Raw genomic sequence first — 24,758 nt, 5'->3', positions numbered from 1 at the left:
GAAAAAGCGGTCGGAAAGATCGCTTTTTTTATGCATTAATATCGTGATTTCTATGAGAGTGTGTTATAAGCATGGCGTTTTACTAACATGTAATTTTGTTATGTTTGAAAATTTACTTCTCCCTATGTTTGATGATGAATATTATCCCGATATTCTGGTTGCTGAAGTGAGGCAACACATCCAAAAGTTTTCAAAAAAAGTCAGTCTGAAAGATTTATCTGAGACAGAAATTTATCGTTTTGCTCATCAGACTATGATTGAAATTAATGAGATGAAACCTCAGTTTGAAGATTTAGACTCAAGTTTAGATGATACTGCTGCTGATTATATTGCTGAAGCCATGATGATGGTGGTACAAGATGTCGGTTACTTAGATATTGAAATGGAAGAGTTGATTGCGAATCGAGAGTGGTAAATTTCACTCTCGATTCGAGAATGCAAATATAATAATTACTTTTGTGCTGTTATTTCCCAGAGTTTAGGTAAGACAATTTCTCCAGAAATCCATGCTTCGATTTTTGACTGTTTAACACGTTGATAATAAATACTCTGTGTATTAATGAGCAGACCTAAGGTATCGCCCTGTTGTAGTTTTCCGTTAATACTTGGTAATTCGACGTTTAGATAATAATCATTAGGTTGTGTCGTATGACCTTTAATCTGGTCATAAATTTGTTTTCGTTTTAGATTAATTGGTGTGTCTTGATCATTCAAAACTTTATATTTGCCATTAACTTTTGATTTCACCGCGACTGAAATAAACAGGGTTGGATCAAGGCCTTTTGTTTTTGTCTCAATTTGTATTGCAAGACGAGGTGCACCTGTAATATGCATATCTTGTAATGTTGTATGTATAGGGACAAAAACAGCTTGTGACGTTGTAGGGGAAATCCAAGTCTTATTTAATGTGTATTGTGTTGCGGGAGTAAGATCACTTAAATAATTGACAGGGCTTTGATCAACACATAGTTCAGGAAGTTTTGAAGTTACTTGTTGATCTTTAAGTTGTTGATTAAACCAAGATAATATGATGGTTTGTAGATTATATTCTTGTTTATCACCACATCGAACAGATTTACCAATGTACCAAAACGGTGTATTACCTAATGGTGAATTTTGAGCAAAAGGCTGTAAATGTCCACCTTGCACCCCGATTAAATGTACGTCATGTTGAGCTTGCTGTATACATTGTGCTGCTTTGACACCTTCATTAAAAGGAAAAAGCACATCTCGAAACCCTTGGATAATGAGCGCATTTGCTTTAGGGGCTTGGTTATGTTCGCAGAACCAACTGAGTTGATGCGTTTTGAGAAAATCATAAGTGGAATGATTTAATTGACCATGCTGTGTATCCAGATAAGCCTTCTTTAACTCTGGGTCAAATTTGTTCCAATTCCACCAATCACCAATGAGATTTAAGAAACTAATCCAGTTACTTTTAGGTACACCATTAGGTGCCAAACTATTTGCAATATCATACCAAGTGGTGATTGGAACAATTGCTTGTAAACGTACATCTAAAGCAGAGGCAATATATTGCACTCCACCAGCATATGATTCACCAATCATGCCTGCACGAACACCATTTTGATTTTTGGATAGCTGTGGTAGATTTTTTTCAGCCCAATTCAAGATCGTGATGACATCTTGAGCTTCTTTATTTGGATCAGTTAAACGGATTTTACCTTGACTATCACCGTGACCTCTTTGGTCAAAGCTAATCACCCAATAACCATTTTGCCAGGCTTGTTTTGCCACTTGTCCCGTTGGTAATAGGAATCCGTATAGGCTCAGTTCAGGTCGTTTCATTCTTGATAGACCAAAGCCATGTGTATGTAAAATTAATGGCGCCGTTTGAGCTGCTGCTAATTGTGGTTGATATACAGTAAAAGCAAGCACAGTCCCATCAGGAGTCGTAGTTTTTGCTTGATAATATCGCTGTTTTAATTCAATTGTTTTTTGAATAATTGGCTTAGTTTGAGGAGCGACGTGCGCACAGCCTTGTAAAACAAACAATAGGCTGAAACACAGCCATAAAACGTAAGAACGCATAGATTATTTCATCCTTGAACAAATCTTTGAGAAGTCACGATGTGAACGCCATGAGTGTACTTTAACTGATCAGTAGATACCACCAACTGATAGATCAACTTAACTGACCTATCAGTTTTCAAGATTTTAGTAGCGTGTCTTTTTTCGATAAGTATATAAAAATAAACCAGAGCAAAGAAAAATCAAACCAATAATCAAATGCGAACTTAAAGCTTCATGGTTGAACCAATATCCCCATAATGTGGCAAGTACAGGCGTTAAAATAGTAATGAGCATCACTGTAGTTGCATTAAGTTTTTGAATTAAATGAAAGTAAAAAATCATCGCCAAGACTGATGAAAATAAAGCGCTATACAGTAAAGCTAGACCTGTTTGCATGTCGGGTAATCTGGTTGGTATAGCTGAAGAAAAAAATGGTAATAAACACAAATAACCGAACCATGAAATTAAAGTTGAACCTGTAGTCTGAATGATGGGGTGAATATCCGCACCAATTTTTGCAACGCTAAACATTGAAATAACATAAAGTAATACTGCAATGATTTCGTAGGTGACCCCAAGCATGTCCAACTGAATATGATCTGTACCAATACCCAGAGTAAGACATAAGCCAAAAATTGCAATGCTCAGTCCATACCATTGACGTTTTAAAAAATGTTCTTTTTTTAAAATAAATACGGCAATTAAGCCAGACCATAACGGAGCCGTTCCATAGATAATCGAAATGATTCCTGATGAAACTTTACTTGCACCCATATAACAAAATGTCATTGAGCCAAAAAGTCCAACTGCACCAGCGGCATAACTCATCAATGCTTTAGAATTTAAAATCAGTTTGAGCCGAAAATAAAACAAGCATATAAAAGCAAAAGGAATGGCGATGCTGAATCGAAAGAATAATCCCCACGCCCAATGTATTTCATGTACAGTCCAGACCGCAGCTAATGGCGTCAATGACCAGATCAACACGACTGCAATGAATTGACCGACTGTAGCAAGGCGAGGGGAAATAAGGGCTACAGTCGGTTGTATCTGTGTGCTTGATATTAAGTTTTTCTCGGGTAACTGATTCATGCTAAAGTTCCTGTTATAACAACGGTAGATTTATTCAATAAATTTAGGCAATAAAAAAGGTCGCTTGTGAGGCGACCTTTGATTTCAAATAATGATGTATTTATATAGGCATCAAATAAAAGTGTATGAAGTCTCCTCGCATAAAAATGCAGACACGTCGCCAAGCCACACTGGCAGAAATACAGTGCGATGCGGGCATAACGTGTTTTGAAGAAACTATTGGATTGAGCATTTGAAATATTCTGAATAAGCTAAGTTTTTTATAGCATAAGGCTTGAGTGAAAAGTAGTCATTATGCTCATGTAAAGATAAAAATATCAGAATGAGAATAAGTGATTTAGCATTGCTTAAATTTAAAAAATTTCCATAATGTAGCAATTAACTGCTAAAAAAGAAGTCTGCTCTTGTCTGCGTTAGAAATTATTGCGGTGATTATTAGCCTGATTGGTGTGACCTTAACTATTCAGCGTAATATGTGGTGCTGGTGGTTTAACTTTTTGGCTTGTGCTTTATATGCCTATTTTTTCTTCACTATTAAGTTGTATGGAGAAACGATTCTGCAATTTTTCTTTATTGTGATGAATATTTATGGGTTTTATTACTGGTTAAAAGGAAAGCGCCAAGACCATGTAATTCGTATTGAATCGATAGCAAAGACTACTGTATTGACGCAAATGGTTATTGCAATGGTTTTTGGACTATTATTTGGTTTGATACTCAAACATTTCACAGATGCTGCTGTACCAATGCTCGATTCTCAGCTAGTCGCTTTTAGTCTGCTGGCGACTTACTGGACCAGTCGTAAGCATATCGCTACGTGGATTCTCTGGATTTTTGTTAACATCATCTATGTGGGAATGTTTATATATAAAGAAGTTTTCCTCACCGCGGGGCTTTATGCTGCTTTTGTTGGATTAGCTACTTATGGTTGGTGGCAATGGCAACAGGTTAAACAAAAACAACAGTTACAGATATAAAAAAGGCAGTCGAACTGCCTTTTTTCTTTTTCGGATATTACTTTGTTGTTGCTTGATACGTTTGTACGGCTTGACGACCAATCGCAGGATCATCAGTAAACACACCATCGACTCCTGCTTTGAAATAAAGCTGCATTTCTTTGATCGAGCCTGTAGGGCAACGTTCAGCTGCTTTAGCTGGATCCGTGCTACATTTTAAGGTAGATGGTAGGAAGTTGTTCTCAGGGCGGAAAGTATAAGGATGTACTTTTAAATTAACTTTGTGTGCATTTGCAATGAACGATGTTGTTTTTGTCATCGCAGCATCTTCAAAAACATATACTTTCCATGGACCTACACCATTGGCATAGACTGAGACATCTTTTAACCCTTGTGCAGTTGCCAGATCAGCATAGGTTTTAGGATTATTTTGTGCGATGTAATCAGCAGGTCTAACATCAGGTGCATCATAGAGCTGAATTAATTGTGCATGTTTGACACTCTTGTGTAAGTCGAGTTGGCTTTTTAAATATTTTAAATTTCCAACCTCAAAAGACTGCAAATAAATAGGTGCAATATCACGGCTAAATTCATATTTCGATAGTGTTTTCAATAAATTATCTTCCATTGCTAAATTAAGCTGTTGGAAGTAAGTTGGATGTTTGGTTTCAATATAAAGACCAATAATTTTGCCCGTTTTTTTATAATGAGCATTGGTTAACTCAATAATTTGATCCAATGTTGGAATGGCATATAAATCGTTATATTTTTGATTTTCAGGTCGATATTGAGGGATACGTTCACGCGCTTTCAGTTGTTGTAATTCATTTAAAGTGAAATCTTCTGTAAACCAACCATTTAATGAAACGCCATCAATCACTTTAGTTTTTTTACGATCAGCGAATTGTGGAAGAGAGGCAACATTTGTTGTTCCGCTGATTTCATTTTCATGGCGTGCCACCAAGATCCCATCTTTGGTTGAAACCAAGTCTGGTTCGATAAAATCGGCACCATCATCAATTGCTTTTTGGTAAGACTCAAGTGTATGTTCAGGTCGAAGCGCACTCGCGCCGCGATGTCCTATGACCAAAATTTTAGGTAATTGATAATTGGGTTGTGTCGTATTTTTTGAGTCATTATTGTCATCGTTACAGCCAGCAAGGCTGATCAAGCTGATACAAATAAATGCTTTTTTAAACATAGATAAGCTCATGTGTTTTTATAAAACATTGAGCTTGTATGCTAAAGGTATCCACAGTATGACAATTAAATGATATTTTGATGAAAAATAGAATGAATCAAACCCATTTTAAAGAAGAGCCAACCTCGATTTAGAATTTATTTTTCCAATAAGGCCAATTTATTTCCGGAATGAATTGATAGTTATCATCTTGCCAAAAGGTTTGCGAAGGCGCATTTTTTTCTTTCAGCCCCATAATATGCATCAGATTATTGTCTAACTCTGCCGTATTAATTGTTTTATCTTTATTTGCCCCTGTCATTTTTAAATTATCAGACCACATAATGACAGGAACTTGATAACCTGCTTTGGTGTTTGGGCTGTGTCCTGCATAATCAAGTTCATGTCCTACTTCATTACCGTGATCTGAAACGACCGTAAAGGATCTGAAATCTGGGACTTGATCTGATCTTAGCGTATCTAAAAACTGAGCCAGTAAAGAGTCTTCATAGAGCACAGCATTATCGTAATCATTTCGCAAAGAGCGAATCCAAGGATCAATGTTTCGACTTTTTAGTTCTAACTCAACCTGGTCATTACTATTGCTGGTAAATTTATTAAAAGCAGTTGGGTAACGCTCTTGGTAATTTGGATGTACCCCAATCAAGTGCAGGATAATTAATTTTTTTTGGTCCGAGTCTGCTAAAGCTTGTTGATATGCAGGAATTAAGCTTTCATCAAGTGATGTACTGCTACGACCTGAGCGGTTGTTTTTATAAATGGCGTGGTCTGCATAAGAACCAAATAATGAGGATAGATAAGTATCATCTTGGTTACTAAGCCAATAGATTTTATAGCCAGCGGCTCGAGCATAAGCCAAAATACTTTCAGGTGAATATTGATTGTGTTCAGCGGCTGGACTTTCTGTGAGTAAGACCCGTAATGCATTAATTGTTGAAGGTGATGGTGAAAATGCATTACAAAATACTTGTATGTCATGGATTCGTTTACTTAGCTCAGGTGTTGTTTCGCGTGCATAACCGCATACGCCTAAATTTAAACTGGTTAAGCTTTCAGACAGCACTAAGACATGGGTTTGCTTTTGTTTAGTTTGCTTGACAATAACTAAATTTTCTTTAGCACTGATATCCCATTGCTCATGCACATTTTTATGTTTTTTAATTCTATCTTTGAAATCTTGAATTTTAGTTTGATATTCAGACCAAAAAACAACAGGATGTACCTTACGTGAGGGTTTCATCAGATAGCTGGTTGTTGTTAATAATAGTAATAAAACAATGCAGCTTCGATAGATTTTACTATTCCACAATTGCTTTAAATCAATAGGTTTGATGAGTTTCATGACGCTGAAACTATAAATCGAAATAGCGAGGATTAAACTAAAAACGACACTCGCAACAGTCTTAAGATGAAGCTGAAAGAATTCCCATATTTCATTGTGATTGGTATTGGCAATTGCTTCTATAATGAAATAGGCTTCGTTATCACTATTAAACAAGTACCAAGTACTAGAGCGCAGTAAAGCATCTAGCCAAAAAATAAACCACCACACAATCGCGATAATTTGCCAATATCTTTTATTACGAATAATTGCTAAATACGTAAAAAATACACCAGGTAAAGATAAGAAACCGAGGCGTAAGCCATCGCTTAAATTTCCAGCGAAAATCAACAAACCGCCTGTTATCAATGCAGGTAGTAAAATCAGCAGCAATACATTTAAACTTTTTAAGCTAGCTTTCATTTCTACCTAATATCATGGGCGCATCAAATAAGCTTGCTAATATCGTTTTAACTGGAAGATGTGTCAATTCAAAATTGAAAACTATTTGATTACTCAGTAAATTAAATTCTTTCCAAAGATTAAGTTTGTATCATTGGAGCAATTCAAATGCAGACTTGTTATGAGTAAAATTCATTATTTCTCCTCATTTTCCCACTTTTTGAAATGATATGTTAAAAGGGATAGCGTTTATTGGAGTGCTCAGTAATGATCGCGAGCACAAGTTCCAAATTTATTATCATTCAAAAAATTGACTGTTTCAGCTAATGGAATGAACAGCCATGCTATCTAAGTTTTTTATCGAGCGCCCGATCTTTGCAACTGTCTTGGCAATTATGGTCATGGCATTTGGTGTCTTTTCTGTATTGAATTTGCCAGTAGAGCGTTATCCGGATATTGCACCACCTCGTATTACTGTAGCAGCAACTTATAGTGGTGCAGATGCTCAAGCCGTTGAAGATAGCGTTACGCAGGTATTAGAACAACAAATCAAAGGAATTGATCATTTACTATATTTTAATTCGAGTAGTGATGCGAGTGGAAACAGTCGAATCAGTCTTTTCTTTGAGCAAGGAACTGATCCAGACCAAGCGCAAGTCCAAGTCCAGAATGCCGTCAATGGTGCGATCAACCGTTTACCTGAAGAAGTACAACGCCAAGGAGTAAATGTGCGTAAGTCACTCAGTGACTCATTTATGGTGATTGGTCTAGGAGATAAATCAGGACGTTCTACAAATTTAGATATCTCAGATTATTTAACCAATAACTTTGAACTAAATCTAAGCCGTATTGAAGGTATTGGCGAGGTAAGCGTATTTGGTTCGCAATATGCCATGCGTATTTGGTTGGATCCGCAAAAATTGCAAAGCTATCAGTTACAGGTCAGCGATGTACGTTCTGCTATAGAAAATCAGAATACACAAGTCGCTGCTGGTGCAATCGGTGATTTACCAACTGTAAAAGATCAATATCTTAATGCAAAGGTTACTTCGGGTTCATTATTGCGTACACCCGAACAGTTTGAAAATATCTTAGTAAAAGCCAACAATGATGGTAGTTTTGTTTATTTAAAAGATGTGGCTCGTGTTGAGGTTGGTGCGGAAAACTATCAGGTATTTAACCGCTTAAATGGTTACCCAGCTTCAGGGCTTTCACTTTCATTGACGGTCGGCGCAAATGTAATGCAAGTTGCTGACGCAGTCTATAAAGAGGTGGCGCGCTTAGAAAAAACCTTACCAGAAGGTTACTTTGTTGTTTACCCGAGAGATGATACTCCATTTGTAAAAGAGTCGATGTCACAGGTCGTGTCAACCTTAGTTGAGGCAATTATCCTTGTTGTTCTAGTGATGTTTATCTTCTTACAAAATTGGCGAGCTACTCTTATTCCTGCCGTGACTGTGCCTGTGGTGATTTTGGGAACATTTGCTGTCCTAGCTATTTTTGGCATGAGCATTAATACATTAACCTTGTTCGCTATGGTTCTAGCAATTGGTTTATTGGTCGATGATGCGATTGTGGTGGTTGAAAACGTTGAGCGTTTGATGCATGAACAGCATCTAAATGCTAAAGAAGCCTCAATTCAATCCATGCAAGAAATCAGTGGTGCTTTGGTTGGGATTACATTGGTTTTGACCGCGGTATTTATTCCAATGTCATTTTTTAGTGGTGCGACAGGGATTATTTACCGACAATTTTCGATTACTTTGGTGGTCGCAATGGTGCTATCTTTACTAGTTGCTTTGATTTTGACGCCAGCCCTTTGTGCAATCTTATTAAAGCCGCAGCAAAAACAGGCACAATGGGCAGTATGGTTTAATCATAGTTTAGATTACATTAAAACGCGTTATCTCAGTCTTTCAAAAAAAGTCATCGGTGTGAAAGTCTTAGCACTGGTTGTTATATCCGTGTTGATCTGTAGTTTTATTTGGATTTATCGAGATTTGCCAACCAGTTTCTTGCCGCAAGAGGATCAAGGTCTATTAGGGGTACAATTTAGCTTGCCGCAAGGCACGCCAATGAGTAAGACTGAAGAGGTCGGTAAAACGATTTCTGATTATTTCCTAGAGCATGAGAAAGCCAATTTGAATGGTGTCATGGTCATTCATGGACGAAACTTTTCAGGTACAGGACAAAATCTTGGACAGGCATTTATTTCATTAAAACATTGGGATGATCGTAAAGGCGTAGAGAATAGCGCTCAAGAAATCCGTGCTAGAGCAATGCAATATTTTTCAAAAAATAATCAAGCGCGGATTATGGTGGTGATGCCTTCTGTAATTCGAGGTTTAGGAAATTCCGACAAAATTGACTTTTGGTTGCAAGATACAAAAGGTTTGGGAAGAGATAGTCTGGTTAATAGTTTTAAAGACTTACAGCAACAGAGTAATAAATTAGATTCTGTCGAAAATCTGGATAAAAAAGGCAATGATGATCAGGCTGTTTTGAATATCAAAATTGATCATAAAGCTGCAATGATTCATGGTCTCAATGTGAGTCAAATAAATCAAACCCTCTCTACTGCTTGGAGTGGTAGCTATATCAATGACTTTATTGATCGTGGTCGGATTAAACGAGTTTATTTACAAGGTGATGCACCTTATCGTTCTAAACCAGAAGATCTAAATTATTGGTATGTGAAAAATGCCAATGGAAAAATGGTGCCATTTACACAATTCAGTCAAATTGATTGGCAAGGTGCACCTCCAATGCTTGAGCGTTTTATGGGTTATCCTGCCATTAGTTTAGATGCTGATGCTGCAAAAGGTTTCAGCAGCGGTCAAGGTATGCAAGCAATACAAGGTTTGGTCGATCAAATGCCTGATGTTGGATTAGCTTGGAGCGGGTTGTCATATCAGGAGCAGCAATCAAGTAATCAAGCTATTTGGCTGTATCTCATTTCGATTGCTTTTATCTTTCTATGCTTAGCTGCACTTTATGAAAGCTGGTCTATTCCGTCAGTCGTTATGGCAGCGATTCCTTTAGGTATAGGTGGCACGATTTTATTTAGTTATTGGTTTGGTTTTGCCAACGATATTTATTTCCAAATTGCATTGCTCACTACGATTGGTTTGTCCTGTAAAAATGCAATTTTAATGGTTGAATTTGCTGCTAGTTTACAACAGCAGGGGCTTACCGCTTTAGATGCTGCTCTAAAAGCTGCAGGTTTACGTTTACGCCCGATTCTAATGACTTCAATCGCATTTGGAGCAGGTGTTATTCCACTCATGTTTTCGAGTGGTGCGGGTGCATTAAGCCGCCAAGCGATTGGTTATAGTGTTTTTGGTGGCGTTGTATTCGGAACGATTTTAGTATTAATTTTTATTCCGTTTATGTATGTATTGGTCACCAATATGTTTAAACCTAAAATAACAACTCAAACAATTAAATAATCAATAACGTTTGAATCATCATGAACAATTTGAGTTTTTGGGCATCTGCCTTGGACTCGAATTGTTCATTTTTGTTGTGTAAGTTGAGAATATTAAAAAAAATTTGTAGTATTGCCGTGCCGTATAAACGGTTCAACGAGGTTAATCGCCCTAAATGGACACGCAGAGTTGTAGTTTATTAAAAATTACACATTTTTTTATTCATCCAAATCTGAATGAAGACCGTTATTCGGCAGTAAAATAAAAAGCTGCGTTTGACTCTCTTCATTATGGATTATTTGTAGTGAAGAGGCGGACATGAGCTACAACAACTTTTTATATTTATTAAATGATGCATTAAAAAACAATCATATTGAACTTGCACTTTCATCAGTTGAAACTTTTCGTGCAGTAGATATTGCAGACGTTTTAACTCAGTTATCGGTGCAACAAAGTCAATTGCTGTTAACACATTTACCTGAGCGTGCTTACGTTTTCTCTTATCTTCCTCCTGTAGAACAAGTCAAACTCGCTAAAGCAATGCCGAGAAATATATTGGCAGAAATCATTGGCGAGATGTCATCAGACAAGCGTGCAGATGTATTTAAGTGTTTAGATCAAGATCAACAGAATGCATTACTTCCAGCTTTAGCGCAGGCTGAACGAGAAGATATACGACAACTTTCATCATATCTTGAAGGAACCGCAGGGGCGATCATGAGCTCCGAATATGCGACGTTAAAGCCGAATATGATGGTCAAAGATGCGATTAAAATGTTGCGTTTTGAAGCGCCTGATACCGAAACGATATATTTTGCTTATGTGCTAGATGAAGCAAGGAAAATATTAGGTGTGCTGTCATTAAAACAGTTGATTCTTGCACCTGAAGAACAAAATATTAATGAATTTATGGAAACAAATGTTTTAACAGCATATGTTGATACAGATCAGGATGAAGTAGCTAAAACCATTGCGCGTTATGACTTGTTGGCACTGCCAATTATTGATCATCAAAATATGATGGTAGGAATTGTAACTTATGATGATGCGATGGATGTAGCGAGTGAAGAAGCAACGGAAGACTTCTTAAAAGTCGGTGCGGTGAATGCGTCATCTAAACTGAGTATTAAATCAGCGCCCATTCTTCAGCTCTATCAAAAACGTGTATTTTGGTTGGTATTCTTAGTTTTTGGTAGTTTACTTTCAGGGATTGGAATCGCACATTATGAAGATGTCATTTCTCAGAATTTAGTATTGGTTTTCTTTCTTCCTCTTTTAGTTGGAAGTGGGGGAAATGCTGGTTCACAGTCCTCAACTTTGATGGTTCGTGCCTTAGCAACGGGTGATGTACAATTTAAAGATTGGTTTCATCTACTAGGGCGAGAAAGTCTAGTCGCTTTATGTCTGGGTGGAACGATGGCGATTGCAGTTTCATTATTGGGTTATTTCCGTGGCAATGAAATGGTGGCTTTAGTCCTTGCACTGAGTATGATGGGAATTGTTTTGATGGGGTGTTTGATCGGAATGAGTTTACCCTTTATTTTAAATAAAGCTGGACTCGATCCTGCAAGTGCATCAGCGCCTTTAGTCACTTCTATTTGTGATGCCACTGGCGTACTTGTATATTTATTTATTGCTTCAATCATTTTATTTTAAGTTGTAATAATTATTGTACCGACAAAACCTAAAAACTACTTTATTCTCAATAAATAAAGTGCTTTTAGGTCATGTACATGATAGGTCAAACAGAACAAAAAAAATTAACTCAGCAACAGGCAATTGCGGTAGAAAGAGATTTAGCTAAATTTGCGAATACAATGGATAGTCTAGTACGAATTCCATTTACTAAACAAGGGGTTGGTGCAGATGCCGCGCTCAGTACTATTCCTTTTGCAGGTGATTTAGCTGGTTTTGTACTCACACTTTATGCGTTTAAAAAAGCTAGAGAAGTGGGCGTACCGCAGCATAAACTGAATGGCGTGCTTAAACTGGCTATTATGGATATGTTGGTTGGTTTTGTTCCAATTGTTGGTACCTTGTTTGATGTATTTATTCGACCAAGTCGTAAAACCCTTGAAATTGTGCATGCCCATATTCGGGAAGAATATCAGGTTCATAGCGACATTCATGTTGTGCATCCCTTTTTGCATGAATCTCTTGAACAAAAGCAAAAAACCTCAGCTTTTTGGCGTAATCCTGTGGTTAGTTGGATTTGGTTAAGAATTCCAGATCTATTAGGTATTGTTGTTTTGGTTCTATTAGTTGTCGCAGTTTGGGTGGGCTTTAGTTATCTGTGGCAATTTTATCAAAATACTCTTTCTTAGTGATTAATATATGAGTCATCTAAAAGATATGTTGCCAAAAAACTGGGTACTAATACAAGCGGAGAAAGAATCGATATTTTCTAATGAACTCAACCGTGAGCTTATAATCGGGCATGTGCTTTTTGCTAAAAAGCGGTAGCTATTGCTCGGAAAGACGGAGAGGATGATGTTTTATTCTATTTAGAAGGTCAAGATGATCAATATGCTGAAGTCCATTTAACATGGAATAATGAAACTAACCCGAGGTGGCCTTCTACTTCACTTTTTAGAAGTTTGGATGATTGGAAAAAAACAAACGAAGATGATTTAGACTAAAGTAATTTACGATTTAGTTGAGCTTATATTTTGATTTACTTAATTTCTTATCCTTGTAAAAACAGTGCGTTTCAAAATTTCGATATAGCAGAAATAAAGCCTCCGTTTGGAGGCTTTATCATATATTTAGTATTGATTATTGAACATTTAATTGCTGTAACGCAGCAACACGTTGCTCAATGCTAGGGTGAGTTTGGAATAAAGCAGCTAAGCTAAAGCCTTGTTCCTTACCTTCCGTAATGGCAAATGCTTTCATTTCTTTTGGCATTTGATCAGGCATTTCTGATTCTGCTTGTAAGCGAAGTAATGCTGAAATCATCGCATCTTTACCAGCTAAACGTGCACCAGCTTCATCTGCGCGGTATTCACGTTGACGAGAGAACCACATAACGATAGTAGAGGCCAAAATACCAAACACGATATCAAGTACAATCGTAATCGCGAAATATGCTAAACCTGGTGCTTCGCCATCTTCACGACCAAAGACATTTCGGTCAATAAAGTCACCTGCGATACGCGCAAAGAACATCACGAAAGCGTTCACAACACCTTGAATAAGTGCGAGTGTCACCATGTCGCCATTTGCAACGTGACCAATTTCATGCGCAAGTACAGCACGAAGTTCATCTTTGTTCATGCGTTCAAGCAGACCAGTAGATACTGCTACCAACGCGTCATTTTTGTTCCAACCTGTTGCAAATGCATTCGATTGGTAAGACGGAAAAATACCAACTTCAGGCATTTTAATACCTGCGCGTTGAGATAATTGCGCTACTTCTTGTAATAACCAAGCTTCTGCTTGATTACGAGGTGCATTTGGGTCAATTAATTCAGTCCCAGTGGTTTTTTTAGCCATCCATTTAGACATGAATAGGGAAATTAAAGAACCTACCATACCAAACACAAAACAGACGACTAATAGGTTGCCTAGATTCAAGCCACCCGCGCCATGGTAACTACCGACACCGAAGAGTGACAAGATGATGCCAGCTACAACCAGTACCGCGAGGTTGGTTAGCAAGAACAAACCAATCCGCATCATTGAGAAAACCCTCATATAAATAAAAAGTGATCTGATTTACAAATTTTAAATCATGATCATAATATGCAGGGCGAACCTCAAAAATTCAAGCAAAAATTGGACGCAGATACATTTAGCTAATAAAAATATGAACCATCATTGAAACAACTACTTAAAAGTAATTATTTAAAATAATAGCCCTAAAATCATCTGGTGAGAATAGAGTAATAGAATCTTAATCGCTGAGGCGAATCCGAGCCGTAGCAGTCGCATTTGCCGTAGTATAAGTTCCTGAGGGCGCATCTGTGAATGTCCCATCAGCTAAGGTAATGATCTGGCGATTATATTGCTTTGGTGCAGATGTTGTTTCTACAGGGTTATTATTTGGTGGATTATAATTCGCTGATTGGGCTATAACTTGAGTATTTGATGCCTTTGAATCAGAGATTGAACTTAATCCCGATGCATATAAATTTTGATAACGGCTGGTGACACGACGTACATAATCTTGGGTTTCACGGAAAGGAGGGATACCGCCGTATTTATCGACATTACCTTCACCTGCGTTGTAAGCGGCAATTGCAAGTCGAGTGTCGCCGTTAAAGCGCTTGATCAACCAGCTTAAATAACGTGCGCCAGCAAAAATATTTTGTTCAGGATCATATGCGTTACTCACATTGAATCGACGCGCAGTAGCTGGCATCAATTGCATGAGACCTTGTGCGCCAACAGGGGAGCGAGCATTGATATTAAAGCCTGACTCAGTGTGCATCACTGCTTTGATTAGACCTTCAGATATGCCATGTCGCTGAGCTGCTTGACGGATGAGTTGATCAAACGCGTTTTTATTGCGGCTATAGCTTGGCAGTACCGAGGCTTCACTTGTACCCCAATTACTGTAGCTATGGATGTTACTGTCTGGATAGTAGGTTGCTTTGACAACTTTAAGATGACTGTATTCGGCTTTCTTCTTATTGGTGAGCAGCGTTGTACCATTATTATCTTTAAATTGATAAATGGTTTGCCCAGCATAAGTTGATGCTGAGCAATTTAAAAAACCGACGGTCCCCAAGCAAAGGGCAAAAATATATGTTGTTTTGTCCATCATTATAATATTCGCAAAAGATGAGCATAAGTTCTTCACAGCAGTGTAACAAAAAAAAGCATAAAAAGTACTTTGGCTACAATTTTTTTATTTTTGACTGTCTAACAAAAATCAAGTCATTTTGTGCGAATGTTCAGCAAAAAAAATTAAAATATTTTTTTTAAAATAGAAGACTTGACATATATAAGCCATTGATTTTAAATAGCTAAAATAACTGGTTAAAAAATGATCAATTTGATTGGAACCCTTATCCTTATGTAAAAAGAGTTTGTCAATAGCGAAGAAATCCACAATTTTATCCACAGGTTTTGTGGACAACTGTGGAAAAGTTTGAAATATAAGCGATCTAGCGCTTTTTTATATTTTTTGATCAGAATTTTACCAGTATGAAACTTAAATATGACGGTTGAAAGAAATTGAAAAATTCTTTAGGTGCGGTTTTTTGCGGAATCAGATAAAATCTTGCGGTATTTTTGTTTATGGGTAAATCACGTCTATGTACGCGCCAGTCGAGTCCAACCAAGGATTTAATTTCAAGCCAGAGCTTCCTACAAGTTCGGCGTATTATCGCCTGTTGAAAAAACTGCGTCGTCAAGTTGGGCATGCAATTCGTGACTACAACATGATCGAAGATGGCGACAAAGTAATGGTTTGTGTGTCAGGTGGTAAGGATAGCTATACTTTGCTAGATATCTTATTGCAGTTCAAACGCATTGCACCGATTAATTTTGATATTGTTGCAGTCAATCTTGATCAAAAGCAACCGGGTTTCCCCGAAGACGTGTTACCTCGTTATATGGAAGAAAACAATATTCCATATTACATTTTAGAAAAAGATACCTATACCATTACCAAACGTTTGACGCCTGAAGGAAAAACTTACTGCGCAGTCTGTTCACGTCTACGCCGTGGTTCGCTATATGGCTTTGCTCAAGAAATAGGTGCAACCAAAGTTGCATTAGGTCATCATCGCGATGACATTATGGCAACGTTTTTCTTAAATCTATTCCATGGTGGTAGCTTAAAAGCTATGCCCCCCAAATTACTTTCTTCTGATAAAAAGAATATTTTGATTCGTCCTTTGGCTTATGTCGAAGAAAAAGACATCATTAAATATGCTGAATTACGCCAATTTCCAATTATCCCGTGTAATTTGTGTGGTTCTCAAGAAAACTTACAACGTGCCATCATTAATGACATGTTGCGTGAATGGGATAAACAGCATCCTAAACGATTACATAGCATTTTTGGTGCTCTGCAAAACGTTTCTCCATCTCAATTAGCGGATCGAGAGCTATTTGATTTTGAGGCTCTTGATGGTCAACGTGAGTTTGATATGAAAGATCCTGAAGAGATGAAAAACCGTTTAGACGTGGTCAATTTAAGTTTTGCTGCAGAGTAAAATGTAAATCTTTTTTAAAGGCACTTTTTTAAGTGCCTTTTCTTTATAATTTTTTTAAAAATTGAATTACGCGTACAAAAAGTCATAGCCTAAAATAAAAATTACGTGCTATAACAGGGCACAAGCAAATTGCTTCATGAGATGCCATTTGGATAGATGGCACAAGAAATTGAACAAATATATTTGAGGAATAATCATGGCTGCATTTTTAACTGATGATTGGTTTGCAACTGTTGAAAAACTTACTGCTGAAGCAGGAGATCTCAACTTGCCGCCAGCACTTGCGAATTTAGCGATTAACTTGGTTGTGACAGACGCAGCTGGTAATACTGATTTAGCTTTAGATGCAGGGAAAATCCAAAAAGGTTTGTCTCCAAATGCAAAAACGACTTTGAATATGGATGCTGAGACTTTACGTAAAGTATTCTTAGAGTTTGATATGGCTGCTGCTATGCAAGCATTCATGACAGGTAAAATCAAAGTTCAAGGTGATATGTCTCAGTTGATGGCTTTACAAACTGCTAAGCCAAGCCAAGAACAAAAAGATTTATTCAAGAAAGTACTTGAGCAAACTGCTTAATTAGTTTCTACGCATAAAAAAGCTTACCCTTAGGTAAGCTTTTTTATTGAAATGTTGTTAGACATCAATACGAGCATTGGTTTTTAGGTGTTCCAAATAACTACGGATACGAGTGACATATTGAACAGCTTGTTTGTAGCGACCATTACGTACTTGGTTGCGCTGTAAATATTCGTACAAATTGACCCACTGATTTGGATCTTTACCTTGTGCCTTGATTCGTTTCTGAATCTGATTTACCGCACCTGGTCCCATATTATATGCCACCAGCGCGTACCAGTTACGATCTGGATAAGGCACATTCGCATATTGATCTAACATGAGATCATAATACTTTGCACCACCTTGAATGCTTTGAATTGGATCGACACGATTTGTCACACCCATTGCTTGAGCAGTGCTACTAGTCAGCATCATGAGACCACGTACACCCGTGGGAGACACCGAAGAGGGCTTTAAATAAGACTCTTGATAACCAATTGCAGCCAATAAATGCCAATCTAAATTGTATTTAGCAGCACTTTGTTTAAAGCTTGCTTTATAGATTGGTAATCGTTGATTCAAATCTTTTTGAATCGTTGACCATGATTCAGGTTTAACGACATTACGATTGTAAAATGAAGCTAATTGTTGAGTCGTGCCCAATTGTTTACTTTGGCAAACAAAACCACTTGCTGTAAGTGTTAATGGATCATCTGCTTGTTTCAGAACCCAATTCAACTGTGGATTTAAGCCATTCTTACTGAGCGTGGATTGATCACCACAGCTTGCAGAAAAAGATACCAGTTGTTTGCTTTCAATCGTCGCAATATTTGCCGTGGTCATCGCAATATTTGCTTTACCTTGAGCAACCCATTTCAGGGCAGTTGTATTATCAGGTACTGTTTTAAAATCAAGTTTAACATTTAAACTTTTTGCATAGTTACGCGCTAAGTCATAACCAAAGCCATGTAAAAATTGACCGTCTTTAAATACTGTAGTTGGATTTTCAACTGCGACGACAGTTAAAACATTTGAATTGACTACGGTATTGTATTGATGTGATTTTTCAGCATTTAGACTATTGATAGGAAATATTGCTACACCTAAAGCTAAAGCTTGAAAGGAAAGTTTGGAAGATAAAGAGTTAAGGCTAGGCCTAGACCCAGAACTTGAATTACTGTGCATGTTGTCTCCGCTACAGGTAATTTATGCCCTAAAAGTTCAGCAAGCTAGATACTGCCTTAACTTTTAAAAGTTTATAAATTCAATAAGGGTGGGCAAGTCATGACGCCATTCAAAATGACATTGGGTTGATCGGATATTTGATAAATGTTTCACAACATTTACAAAATGTATAAAAATTAAACAAAAACTAACTTAGGGGCGCATATTAAGCGTCAAAAAAGTGATTGTCAAATTTTGATCAATAAAAAAGCGAGAATCACATCACAACCTTCTGATTTGAAAAAGAATAAAATTTATACACTTTGGCGATGGTGAAATAAGGAATACAATGAAAAAACTTGTAAACGAAATGTTGTGTTAGCGTATTTTTCTTATGAAATCGAACTTAATTACTCGAAATGGGCATGATTTGTTAGTTGCTGAACTGAAAAAGCTTTGGCATGAAGAACGTCCTGAAATTACAAAAAAAGTAAATTGGGCAGCAAGCTTAGGGGATAGGTCGGAAAATGCTGATTATCAATATAATAAACAAATACTTAGAAAGATTGATCGTCGTGTTCGCTATTTAGGAAAGCGTTTAGAAGAACTTAAAATTGTTGATTACGTTCCTGAGCAAGAGGAAAAAGTATATTTTGGTGCTTGGGTAGAGATAGAAAATGATGCTGGCGAACATAAAACATTACGTATTGTGGGTGTCGATGAAATTTATGATCACCATCCGCAACATATTTCGATTGAATCTCCAATGGCTCGTGCTTTATTGACCAAGCAAATAGATGATGAGGTAGAAGTTCAAACACCATTAGGTAAAAAAGTTTGGTATATCAACTCTATTCGCTATGAAAAGCACGAAAATTCATAAAAATTCAGATTGTTGAGTTTATTTTGAGCATTCGGTGCATTATTTTGAATAAAAGAATTGCCAATTTGTTTTTTTATTTATATGATAGCCGCCATTGGAAGCGTGGCAGAGCGGTTTAATGCACCGGTCTTGAAAACCGACGAGGGTGTGAGTCCTCCGTGAGTTCGAATCTCACCGCTTCCGCCAAATATCTGAATAAGCCCTTGTTTTTACAAGGGCTTATTTTTTATCTGTGCTTTTACCCCTCAACTTACCCCACATCAAATGTTGGATTGAATCGAATAAAATTGGTCAAGAAAGGAAGGGGTTCGAGCCGCTAACTAAATCGAGAGTCGAATTTTCGAGTCTTACTTTGAAGATTGATTAGTTTTCTGCCATTTTTTAGATTGCTGAGAAGCAACATTGATTAGATTGCCCAATGCCACATCAATATCAACTAGGTGCAATCCCCAGTCATTCAAAACTTGACCATCCTTAACAATATCACCAATAAGTAAATCATTAGCACGTGGACTATTCGGGGTATTGTTTACATGGATTGCTAAGTATTTGAATTTTCCTGTTGATACACATTGAGCTGAGAGTAAGCCTGGTACAGTTACGAAAGGTGTTTTAATTTTTTTGCCCTTAAGCCAGCTTTGTGGAAAACGTGGATCACCTTTAATTGTAGAAGTTCCTGAAGCTAAATAACTATGTAAGTTACCATTACTACCAGTTAATTCTGCAGGATTTACACACGCATCTTCTAGGTTATCACCAGACTCATTTGGTCGGCCAAATCGAGAATTCTCAGGTGGGGTTGTATTGTCACGAAATGATGAATATGCAATTACACAGCCGATCTGAGTTGCTGAACGACATAAAGGTATTGTCTTAAACTCTCCACCAACATCTGAACCCTTTGCAACAGTTACATTACCACCAGGAATAATTGCTGAAATTAATTGAGATTGAATGGGTTTACCGTCAATTTCTTCTGCAAGTAATTGTTTAAGCATTCTTGAGCCTTGAGAATGGCCAATAAATACAATTCCTCGACCTTTATTTTCATGGGTTAAATAATAGTTCCAAGCATCTTTAACGTCTGAATAGGATGTTGGCGGTTGCTCAGTTAAGGAGCTTGCTTTAACTAAAGCTGGAATTGTACGCTGTCGATACATCGGAGCATAAACGCGACAGATCGAACTAAATCGAGCCGCTTGTTCTCGTGCTACAGCTTTCTCTTCTGCTTGGATTTTTAGGTCAGAAAGTTGTGTTGTCTCTTTTGAAGCTGTCGGGTAGACATAAAAGCAATCAATTGGGGCTTTAGCATCTGCTTTAAAATGCTCGATAGTTGTAGAACCATCAGCTTGAATAATAGTAGAACGCATATCTGATTTGCATGCATCTCCTATTTTGCCAGGCCAACACAGCCAATTCATTTTTTTACTATAGTCATTGTGTCCAAGTGTATCTGCATTTGGTGCTTTTGCATGAGCCGATATATTGAATGTCAGAAAGGCGATAGATACACAAAAAGCAAAGTCATGTTTTTTCATATAGTTTTCCTAAATTTAAGTTTTTATTGAGTATTGTTGGTGTATAAGATGATAGAAAATGAATAATTTTTTGTTGAAATTGTTATCATCAATTTGAAATAGATTTTTCATTACCATCGCATTTACTTTAGCCAACCAGTCCACAAAAATAAATTGAAGTGTAAAAAAATTAACATTTAATAATTCAAAGTTACATTGATATAAGCTTGTATTTTTTGCATCACGGACAATGAGTTAGCCTCTATTCCGAATGCTTATGGATGTGATGTGGTTTGTTTAAATTAAGATTAGGCATTATCAATTTGAAAATTTTATTCATGTTTTTATTAGCTTCACTCAATTATTATGAATGAAGCTAATGAGTCTTGATGTGGTTCGAACTAAAACGAATAAGCTATCATTAAGAAGCTGAAATATTTATGTAACTCACTTTGCATGGGCAGCAAGCGCTTTACGGTCAGTCAGACGATCATAAACTCCTGCTGCTGTGAATGCAGTCTTAAAAGCACACCACTGAAAAGGTTCTGGAAGTGTAGAAGGCGTCTTGTGATACAAGGCAGTCAAAATAGGGTTCACAGTTCCCATAATTTTCTCTGCGAGAAGTTGACCCATCATAGATTGAGTTGCAAGCCCATGACCCGTACATCCAGCCGTATAGATGATATTTTGATGAGCTCCAGTCGTACCAACCACAGGAAGAAAGTCATATGCAACACTGACGTAACCACTCCAACAGTGTTTAATCCCAAGACCTCGTAGGCTAGGATGACGCTCGTGTAATGTTCGTGCTAAAGCAGTATATGCGTGATCATCTGGTATGTTAGGTGTTTTAGAGCCATAGACGTAGTTTAACTTTTTCACGGTTAATACCATTGTATTGTGTGCTGTTAAACGATGGCTTTCCATAGTGAGATGCGGTGTGATAATACCTTCTCGACCATGCCAACCTAGTGATGCTAATTGCTGAGGTGATAATGGCTGTGTTTCAATAGCTGAGACTCGTATTGGTGCAATCTTATCTCGAAGTAATCCTAACTGCGGAGTAAAAGCATTTGTAGCTAAAACCATGATGGGTGCAGTTGCACTACCATGAGCAGTTTTACAGGTGATTGTTGATCCCTCACTATATGAAAGTAACGGTGTTTTTTCATAAAGTTTAACGCCTGCTTGAATCGCAGCACGTCTCAAACCACTGACATATTTACCAGGATTTAGCGTGCCACCACGTTGCTCACTCCCAAACAAAAACGCTGGTGGAATTCCTCGGGCACGCATCTCATCTTGATCTACGAAACGAGTTATTGATCCTAATTCGTGACCAACCTTCATACTACGTCTTAGCCACTTTTCTTGTGATGGATCAATAGCAGCGCGGATAATACCAGAAGGGTTGTAATCACAATCGATGTCTAATTCGATCATTCGTCTCTCGACATAGCACACTGCTTCATCATAGAAATTGACAAATTTTTTCGCATGTTCAATACCGACACGCTTAGCAAACATTTCAAATTCAATACCCATGCTGCCTAGCAAATATCCAGCATTACGACCACTCGCACCGAAACCACCAAACTCTTGCTCAAGTACGACGACTTTTGCACCTCGAGCAGTTAGCTCAAGTGCTGTAGATAGGCCTGCAAACCCAGCCCCAACTACGATCACGTCGGCTGTCAATGAACCTTCAAGTTTTGGCTGAAGATCACTTGGTTGTTCTATCCATCCTCCAAGAAGACGAAATGGTAGAGATGAAGGATTGCTGAGATTCACTTGTTCATTTGTACGATTCATTTAATATTCCTTTTAGTCATTACACAGTAATTAACAAATTCTTGTGATCTCATTTCTCTAACGAGCTGGAACAAAAGATTGATGTGAAACAAACTGCGAACGCTCAAGAGCAGCGTAGGCGTAATACAACTGAATCCCTGCATAAGCCCAAGTAATAAAAGCCCAAGTCATAAAAATCATAAAAGTGTCATCGCCAGGTATCGGGAAGAAATCATAGACAATCGCCACTGCTAGACCGAATACTGCTGTAATCGTTGTAGCGAACGCATGCAACTTTTCTCCAGCCTGCGCTAAACGGAAAATGAAATAGCAGAGATAAATCGTAAAGATTGACCACATAATGACGTAAAAGTACGGACGAATATCATTGAAAAAATCTGCAAGAAAAATAACAAATGTCACTGCGAATGCTGCTGCGAACAAAATCACTTCCTTGAAAGCGGAAGGCTTTAAATTATGAGTCAGTGTCATTAAGCCAAGTACCGCAATAATAGGCATACCGAAACTACGTGAGAAAGAATCAAGAAACATCGTGATGGAATAACTTACTTCCCAGCCAGTTAACATGTAAGAGACAAAGTTCGTAGCCGAAAAAGCAATAATCCACCACTCTAAACCAAGAAGATAATTATTCTTCTTAATGAATTTAGCCCCATAAACCCAACCTGATAGAGCTAGCACAATACAAGCAACAAGTCCTACGATATTTATAATTTCCATGATCGCTACCTTTATCAATTCACCGTTAACTAAAATTTTTGTTGCGATAGCCTCCATTTCGCTACCTACACCTAGTCCAAGCATTTTCATAATATGACTTCCTTAATTTATTGACTGTCATGTCAGTAAAATAATATGCTAAGATTAATAAGTAAACATTTTTTTATTAATGGCGATGATGGAAAACAAAATAGGGCGACCGAGCAAGGCGCATGAAAGGTCATTTGAAATTCTTCAGGCAGCTGTTTCTGTTGTTGCTAAAGAAGGTCTTGAAGGGATTACCTTTGCTAAAGTAGCAAAGGCTTCAGGTATGCAACGTACCTTAGTACACCATTATTTTGCTTCTCGTGCGGATTTGATGAATGCTTTCATTGAGCACTACATCTCGAAAATGGGTACTGAGATTATTCATCGTTTTAGCGGGAAACCGTTGAATGAAAGAATTCTAATGTTGTTCACCCCTGATGTTTACCGTAACCAAGAAGATTTAATCGTTTGGTTTGAGTTGGTTGCTCAAAGTGCTAGAAATCCATTTATTCAAAAGATGCTGCATGATCTTTGGACACAGCATTGGCTTCCCGATTTTGAAAATCAATTGGTGCAAGAATTTCCCAATGCGCCTCAAGAGGCGATTAGTTCAGCTGCTTATGTACTTGCTTGTTTATTTGAGGCTCATTGGGGATTTACTATCCAAGGTGTTACTGATAAGCAGAGACAAAAGCAAATGGAACAAACAGCATTACTTATTTTGAATGGCTTAAAGTAAATGATTCAATAATAATTATTTAGCTTTAATAAGATCGTTAAGAGGAATTGTATATTTGTCCTATCCCAGTATTACTCGTCTTTGGAAATTGAAAGTTTTAGACTTATACAGTTGCAGTAAAAAATGGGATAGGTTAAATATCAATGCTTCAATATCTCATTTGCAGTATGAAAAGTGATCTTTTTATATTTTATAAAGATGGTTTGATTTTTCGATCAGTTACACCTCAAAGGGTAAAAAAATGAGTAAGATGAAAGGCGATCATATTTATAATAAATAGCTGATATGAAGAAAAAATCAAAACTTGATCAAGATACGCTTTTTGTCAAATTGTTATTTAAGTCTTCATCTGAGGTGACTGATGATGAGGTTGATTATTATCGAAAATACCCTGATCAGATAGATCAAGTGACAGCTCCAATCAATATCCATAAAGTTTTCTTATGGACAGGGGCATTGTTAGGCATTGTAGTTGTTGCGGTCGCAAAATTTCTTAAATTCTCTGGTACTTTAGATTTTTTGTCAGAAGGTGTCTTAGAGTTCGTAATTGATATTATTTATGAAAGTGGAATTGCTTTGATTGGTGCAGCAGTTACTGCATATATGTTGGGAGTATTACTCAATAAACAGCAAGAAAATGCGTTGAAATGGCGAGAAGAGATTCGTAGACGTATAAAAGAAAATGAACAATAAAAGAGTGGAAAAAGCCAAAGTGATTTCACTTTAGCTTTTT

At 37.3% G+C, this 24,758-nt stretch carries 20 protein-coding genes and 1 tRNA gene; 11 read left to right on the top strand and 10 right to left on the bottom strand.

Going from position 1 to position 24,758, the window contains the following annotated elements; all coding sequences use genetic code 11:
* Positions 1-100 precede the first annotated feature (100 nt).
* Positions 101-415, top strand: a complete 315-nt coding sequence (locus tag F933_RS16300; RefSeq protein WP_005055274.1) for a DUF5713 family protein — start codon at positions 101-103, stop codon at positions 413-415.
* A 35-nt stretch (positions 416-450) separates the two neighbouring features.
* Here F933_RS16300 and F933_RS16295 read toward each other — a convergent pair whose 3' ends face one another.
* Together F933_RS16295 and F933_RS16290 are read right to left on the bottom strand one after the other, a co-directional pair.
* Positions 451-2,052 (bottom strand): CocE/NonD family hydrolase, encoded by a 1,602-nt coding sequence (locus tag F933_RS16295; protein ID WP_005063002.1) that lies wholly within the window; start codon positions 2,050-2,052, stop codon positions 451-453.
* A gap of 126 nt (positions 2,053-2,178) precedes the next feature.
* On the bottom strand, positions 2,179-3,126 hold the full coding sequence (locus F933_RS16290) for a DMT family transporter (protein ID WP_005063001.1): 948 nt from the start codon (positions 3,124-3,126) through the stop codon (positions 2,179-2,181).
* Between the two features lie 404 nt (positions 3,127-3,530).
* On the opposite strand from F933_RS16290, the gene pnuC reads away from it, so the two are divergent.
* Positions 3,531-4,103 (top strand): nicotinamide riboside transporter PnuC, encoded by a 573-nt coding sequence (gene pnuC / locus F933_RS16285; protein WP_005062999.1) that lies wholly within the window; start codon positions 3,531-3,533, stop codon positions 4,101-4,103.
* A gap of 37 nt (positions 4,104-4,140) precedes the next feature.
* Here the strand turns inward: pnuC and F933_RS16280 are convergent, their stop codons facing one another.
* Both F933_RS16280 and F933_RS16275 read right to left on the bottom strand, forming a co-directional pair.
* The gene (locus F933_RS16280; RefSeq protein ID WP_005062997.1) at positions 4,141-5,283 is read right to left on the bottom strand and encodes a glycerophosphodiester phosphodiesterase; all 1,143 of its coding nucleotides are present in this window, start codon (positions 5,281-5,283) and stop codon (positions 4,141-4,143) included.
* A gap of 130 nt (positions 5,284-5,413) precedes the next feature.
* Positions 5,414-7,027 carry a phosphoethanolamine transferase gene (locus F933_RS16275; protein WP_005062995.1) on the bottom strand — a complete coding sequence of 538 codons (1,614 nt, stop codon included), beginning with the start codon at positions 7,025-7,027 and terminating at the stop codon, positions 5,414-5,416.
* Between the two features lie 320 nt (positions 7,028-7,347).
* Between F933_RS16275 and F933_RS16270 the strand changes: the two genes are divergently transcribed.
* The 3 genes from F933_RS16270 to F933_RS16260 all read left to right on the top strand — a co-directional run bounded on the left by F933_RS16270 (position 7,348) and on the right by F933_RS16260 (position 12,758).
* A complete protein-coding gene (locus F933_RS16270; protein WP_005062993.1) occupies positions 7,348-10,455 on the top strand; it encodes an efflux RND transporter permease subunit in 3,108 nt (1,035 codons plus the stop codon).
* 297 nt (positions 10,456-10,752) lie between these two features.
* Positions 10,753-12,090: a magnesium transporter gene (mgtE, locus tag F933_RS16265; protein WP_005062991.1), complete on the top strand. Its 1,338-nt coding sequence runs from the start codon at positions 10,753-10,755 to the stop codon at positions 12,088-12,090.
* A 77-nt stretch (positions 12,091-12,167) separates the two neighbouring features.
* Positions 12,168-12,758, top strand: coding sequence for a DUF4112 domain-containing protein (locus tag F933_RS16260; RefSeq protein ID WP_005055261.1), 591 nt, complete (start codon positions 12,168-12,170; stop codon positions 12,756-12,758).
* Between the two features lie 451 nt (positions 12,759-13,209).
* On the opposite strand, the gene htpX is transcribed toward F933_RS16260, so the two are convergent.
* Positions 13,210-14,115, bottom strand: coding sequence for a protease HtpX (htpX, locus tag F933_RS16250; protein WP_005055258.1), 906 nt, complete (start codon positions 14,113-14,115; stop codon positions 13,210-13,212).
* A gap of 214 nt (positions 14,116-14,329) precedes the next feature.
* Positions 14,330-15,199 (bottom strand): lytic transglycosylase domain-containing protein, encoded by an 870-nt coding sequence (locus F933_RS16245; protein ID WP_212749336.1) that lies wholly within the window; start codon positions 15,197-15,199, stop codon positions 14,330-14,332.
* Positions 15,200-15,695: 496 nt separating this feature from the next.
* Between F933_RS16245 and ttcA the strand changes: the two genes are divergently transcribed.
* Together ttcA and F933_RS16230 are read left to right on the top strand one after the other, a co-directional pair.
* Positions 15,696-16,601 carry a tRNA 2-thiocytidine(32) synthetase TtcA gene (ttcA, locus tag F933_RS16235; RefSeq protein ID WP_005055254.1) on the top strand — a complete coding sequence of 302 codons (906 nt, stop codon included), beginning with the start codon at positions 15,696-15,698 and terminating at the stop codon, positions 16,599-16,601.
* 196 nt (positions 16,602-16,797) lie between these two features.
* Positions 16,798-17,181, top strand: a complete 384-nt coding sequence (locus tag F933_RS16230; RefSeq protein ID WP_005055252.1) for an SCP2 sterol-binding domain-containing protein — start codon at positions 16,798-16,800, stop codon at positions 17,179-17,181.
* Between the two features lie 57 nt (positions 17,182-17,238).
* On the opposite strand, the gene F933_RS16225 is transcribed toward F933_RS16230, so the two are convergent.
* Positions 17,239-18,348, bottom strand: coding sequence for an MltF family protein (locus F933_RS16225; protein WP_005055251.1), 1,110 nt, complete (start codon positions 18,346-18,348; stop codon positions 17,239-17,241).
* Between the two features lie 373 nt (positions 18,349-18,721).
* Between F933_RS16225 and greB the strand changes: the two genes are divergently transcribed.
* Together greB and F933_RS16215 are read left to right on the top strand one after the other, a co-directional pair.
* Complete coding sequence (gene greB / locus F933_RS16220) at positions 18,722-19,210, top strand: transcription elongation factor GreB (protein WP_005062987.1); 489 nt, start codon at positions 18,722-18,724, stop codon at positions 19,208-19,210.
* 96 nt (positions 19,211-19,306) lie between these two features.
* Positions 19,307-19,396 (top strand) — tRNA-Ser (locus F933_RS16215).
* A gap of 161 nt (positions 19,397-19,557) precedes the next feature.
* Here F933_RS16215 and F933_RS16210 read toward each other — a convergent pair.
* The 3 genes from F933_RS16210 to F933_RS16200 form a co-directional block, all read right to left on the bottom strand.
* Positions 19,558-20,748 carry a DUF3089 domain-containing protein gene (locus tag F933_RS16210; protein ID WP_005062986.1) on the bottom strand — a complete coding sequence of 397 codons (1,191 nt, stop codon included), beginning with the start codon at positions 20,746-20,748 and terminating at the stop codon, positions 19,558-19,560.
* Between the two features lie 426 nt (positions 20,749-21,174).
* Positions 21,175-22,539, bottom strand: a complete 1,365-nt coding sequence (locus F933_RS16205) for an NAD(P)/FAD-dependent oxidoreductase (protein ID WP_005062984.1) — start codon at positions 22,537-22,539, stop codon at positions 21,175-21,177.
* 57 nt (positions 22,540-22,596) lie between these two features.
* Entirely contained in the window at positions 22,597-23,349 is a 753-nt protein-coding gene (locus F933_RS16200; RefSeq protein ID WP_005062980.1) for a hypothetical protein, read from the bottom strand.
* A 79-nt stretch (positions 23,350-23,428) separates the two neighbouring features.
* Between F933_RS16200 and F933_RS16195 the strand changes: the two genes are divergently transcribed.
* Positions 23,429-24,025: a TetR/AcrR family transcriptional regulator gene (locus F933_RS16195; RefSeq protein WP_005062976.1), complete on the top strand. Its 597-nt coding sequence runs from the start codon at positions 23,429-23,431 to the stop codon at positions 24,023-24,025.
* Between the two features lie 285 nt (positions 24,026-24,310).
* Entirely contained in the window at positions 24,311-24,718 is a 408-nt protein-coding gene (locus F933_RS16190; protein WP_005062974.1) for a hypothetical protein, read from the top strand.
* The last annotated feature ends 40 nt before the right edge of the window (positions 24,719-24,758 follow it).

Origin of the sequence: Acinetobacter beijerinckii CIP 110307 (assembly GCF_000369005.1) — a bacterium.
Lineage (GTDB): Bacteria > Pseudomonadota > Gammaproteobacteria > Pseudomonadales > Moraxellaceae > Acinetobacter > Acinetobacter beijerinckii.
Note: the sequence above shows the minus strand (reverse complement) of the source record. Positions and strands in the feature narration are given on the sequence as shown.

What these genes read in the sequence shown, in the direction of transcription:
- F933_RS16300 (WP_005055274.1), top strand. Translation starts at nt 101, where the DNA reads ATGTTTGAAAATTTACTTCTCCCTATGTTTGATGATGAATATTATCCC.
- F933_RS16190 (WP_005062974.1), top strand. Translation starts at nt 24,311, where the DNA reads ATGAAGAAAAAATCAAAACTTGATCAAGATACGCTTTTTGTCAAATTG.
- htpX (WP_005055258.1), bottom strand. Translation starts at nt 14,115, where the DNA reads ATGATGCGGATTGGTTTGTTCTTGCTAACCAACCTCGCGGTACTGGTT.
- F933_RS16195 (WP_005062976.1), top strand. Translation starts at nt 23,429, where the DNA reads ATGGCGATGATGGAAAACAAAATAGGGCGACCGAGCAAGGCGCATGAA.
- F933_RS16205 (WP_005062984.1), bottom strand. Translation starts at nt 22,539, where the DNA reads ATGAATCGTACAAATGAACAAGTGAATCTCAGCAATCCTTCATCTCTA.
- F933_RS16270 (WP_005062993.1), top strand. Translation starts at nt 7,348, where the DNA reads ATGCTATCTAAGTTTTTTATCGAGCGCCCGATCTTTGCAACTGTCTTG.
- F933_RS16225 (WP_005055251.1), bottom strand. Translation starts at nt 18,348, where the DNA reads ATGCACAGTAATTCAAGTTCTGGGTCTAGGCCTAGCCTTAACTCTTTA.
- F933_RS16260 (WP_005055261.1), top strand. Translation starts at nt 12,168, where the DNA reads ATGATAGGTCAAACAGAACAAAAAAAATTAACTCAGCAACAGGCAATT.
- F933_RS16210 (WP_005062986.1), bottom strand. Translation starts at nt 20,748, where the DNA reads ATGAAAAAACATGACTTTGCTTTTTGTGTATCTATCGCCTTTCTGACA.
- F933_RS16290 (WP_005063001.1), bottom strand. Translation starts at nt 3,126, where the DNA reads ATGAATCAGTTACCCGAGAAAAACTTAATATCAAGCACACAGATACAA.
- F933_RS16280 (WP_005062997.1), bottom strand. Translation starts at nt 5,283, where the DNA reads ATGTTTAAAAAAGCATTTATTTGTATCAGCTTGATCAGCCTTGCTGGC.
- ttcA (WP_005055254.1), top strand. Translation starts at nt 15,696, where the DNA reads ATGTACGCGCCAGTCGAGTCCAACCAAGGATTTAATTTCAAGCCAGAG.
- F933_RS16275 (WP_005062995.1), bottom strand. Translation starts at nt 7,027, where the DNA reads ATGAAAGCTAGCTTAAAAAGTTTAAATGTATTGCTGCTGATTTTACTA.
- F933_RS16230 (WP_005055252.1), top strand. Translation starts at nt 16,798, where the DNA reads ATGGCTGCATTTTTAACTGATGATTGGTTTGCAACTGTTGAAAAACTT.
- mgtE (WP_005062991.1), top strand. Translation starts at nt 10,753, where the DNA reads ATGAGCTACAACAACTTTTTATATTTATTAAATGATGCATTAAAAAAC.
- F933_RS16245 (WP_212749336.1), bottom strand. Translation starts at nt 15,199, where the DNA reads ATGGACAAAACAACATATATTTTTGCCCTTTGCTTGGGGACCGTCGGT.
- F933_RS16200 (WP_005062980.1), bottom strand. Translation starts at nt 23,349, where the DNA reads ATGAAAATGCTTGGACTAGGTGTAGGTAGCGAAATGGAGGCTATCGCA.
- greB (WP_005062987.1), top strand. Translation starts at nt 18,722, where the DNA reads ATGAAATCGAACTTAATTACTCGAAATGGGCATGATTTGTTAGTTGCT.
- F933_RS16295 (WP_005063002.1), bottom strand. Translation starts at nt 2,052, where the DNA reads ATGCGTTCTTACGTTTTATGGCTGTGTTTCAGCCTATTGTTTGTTTTA.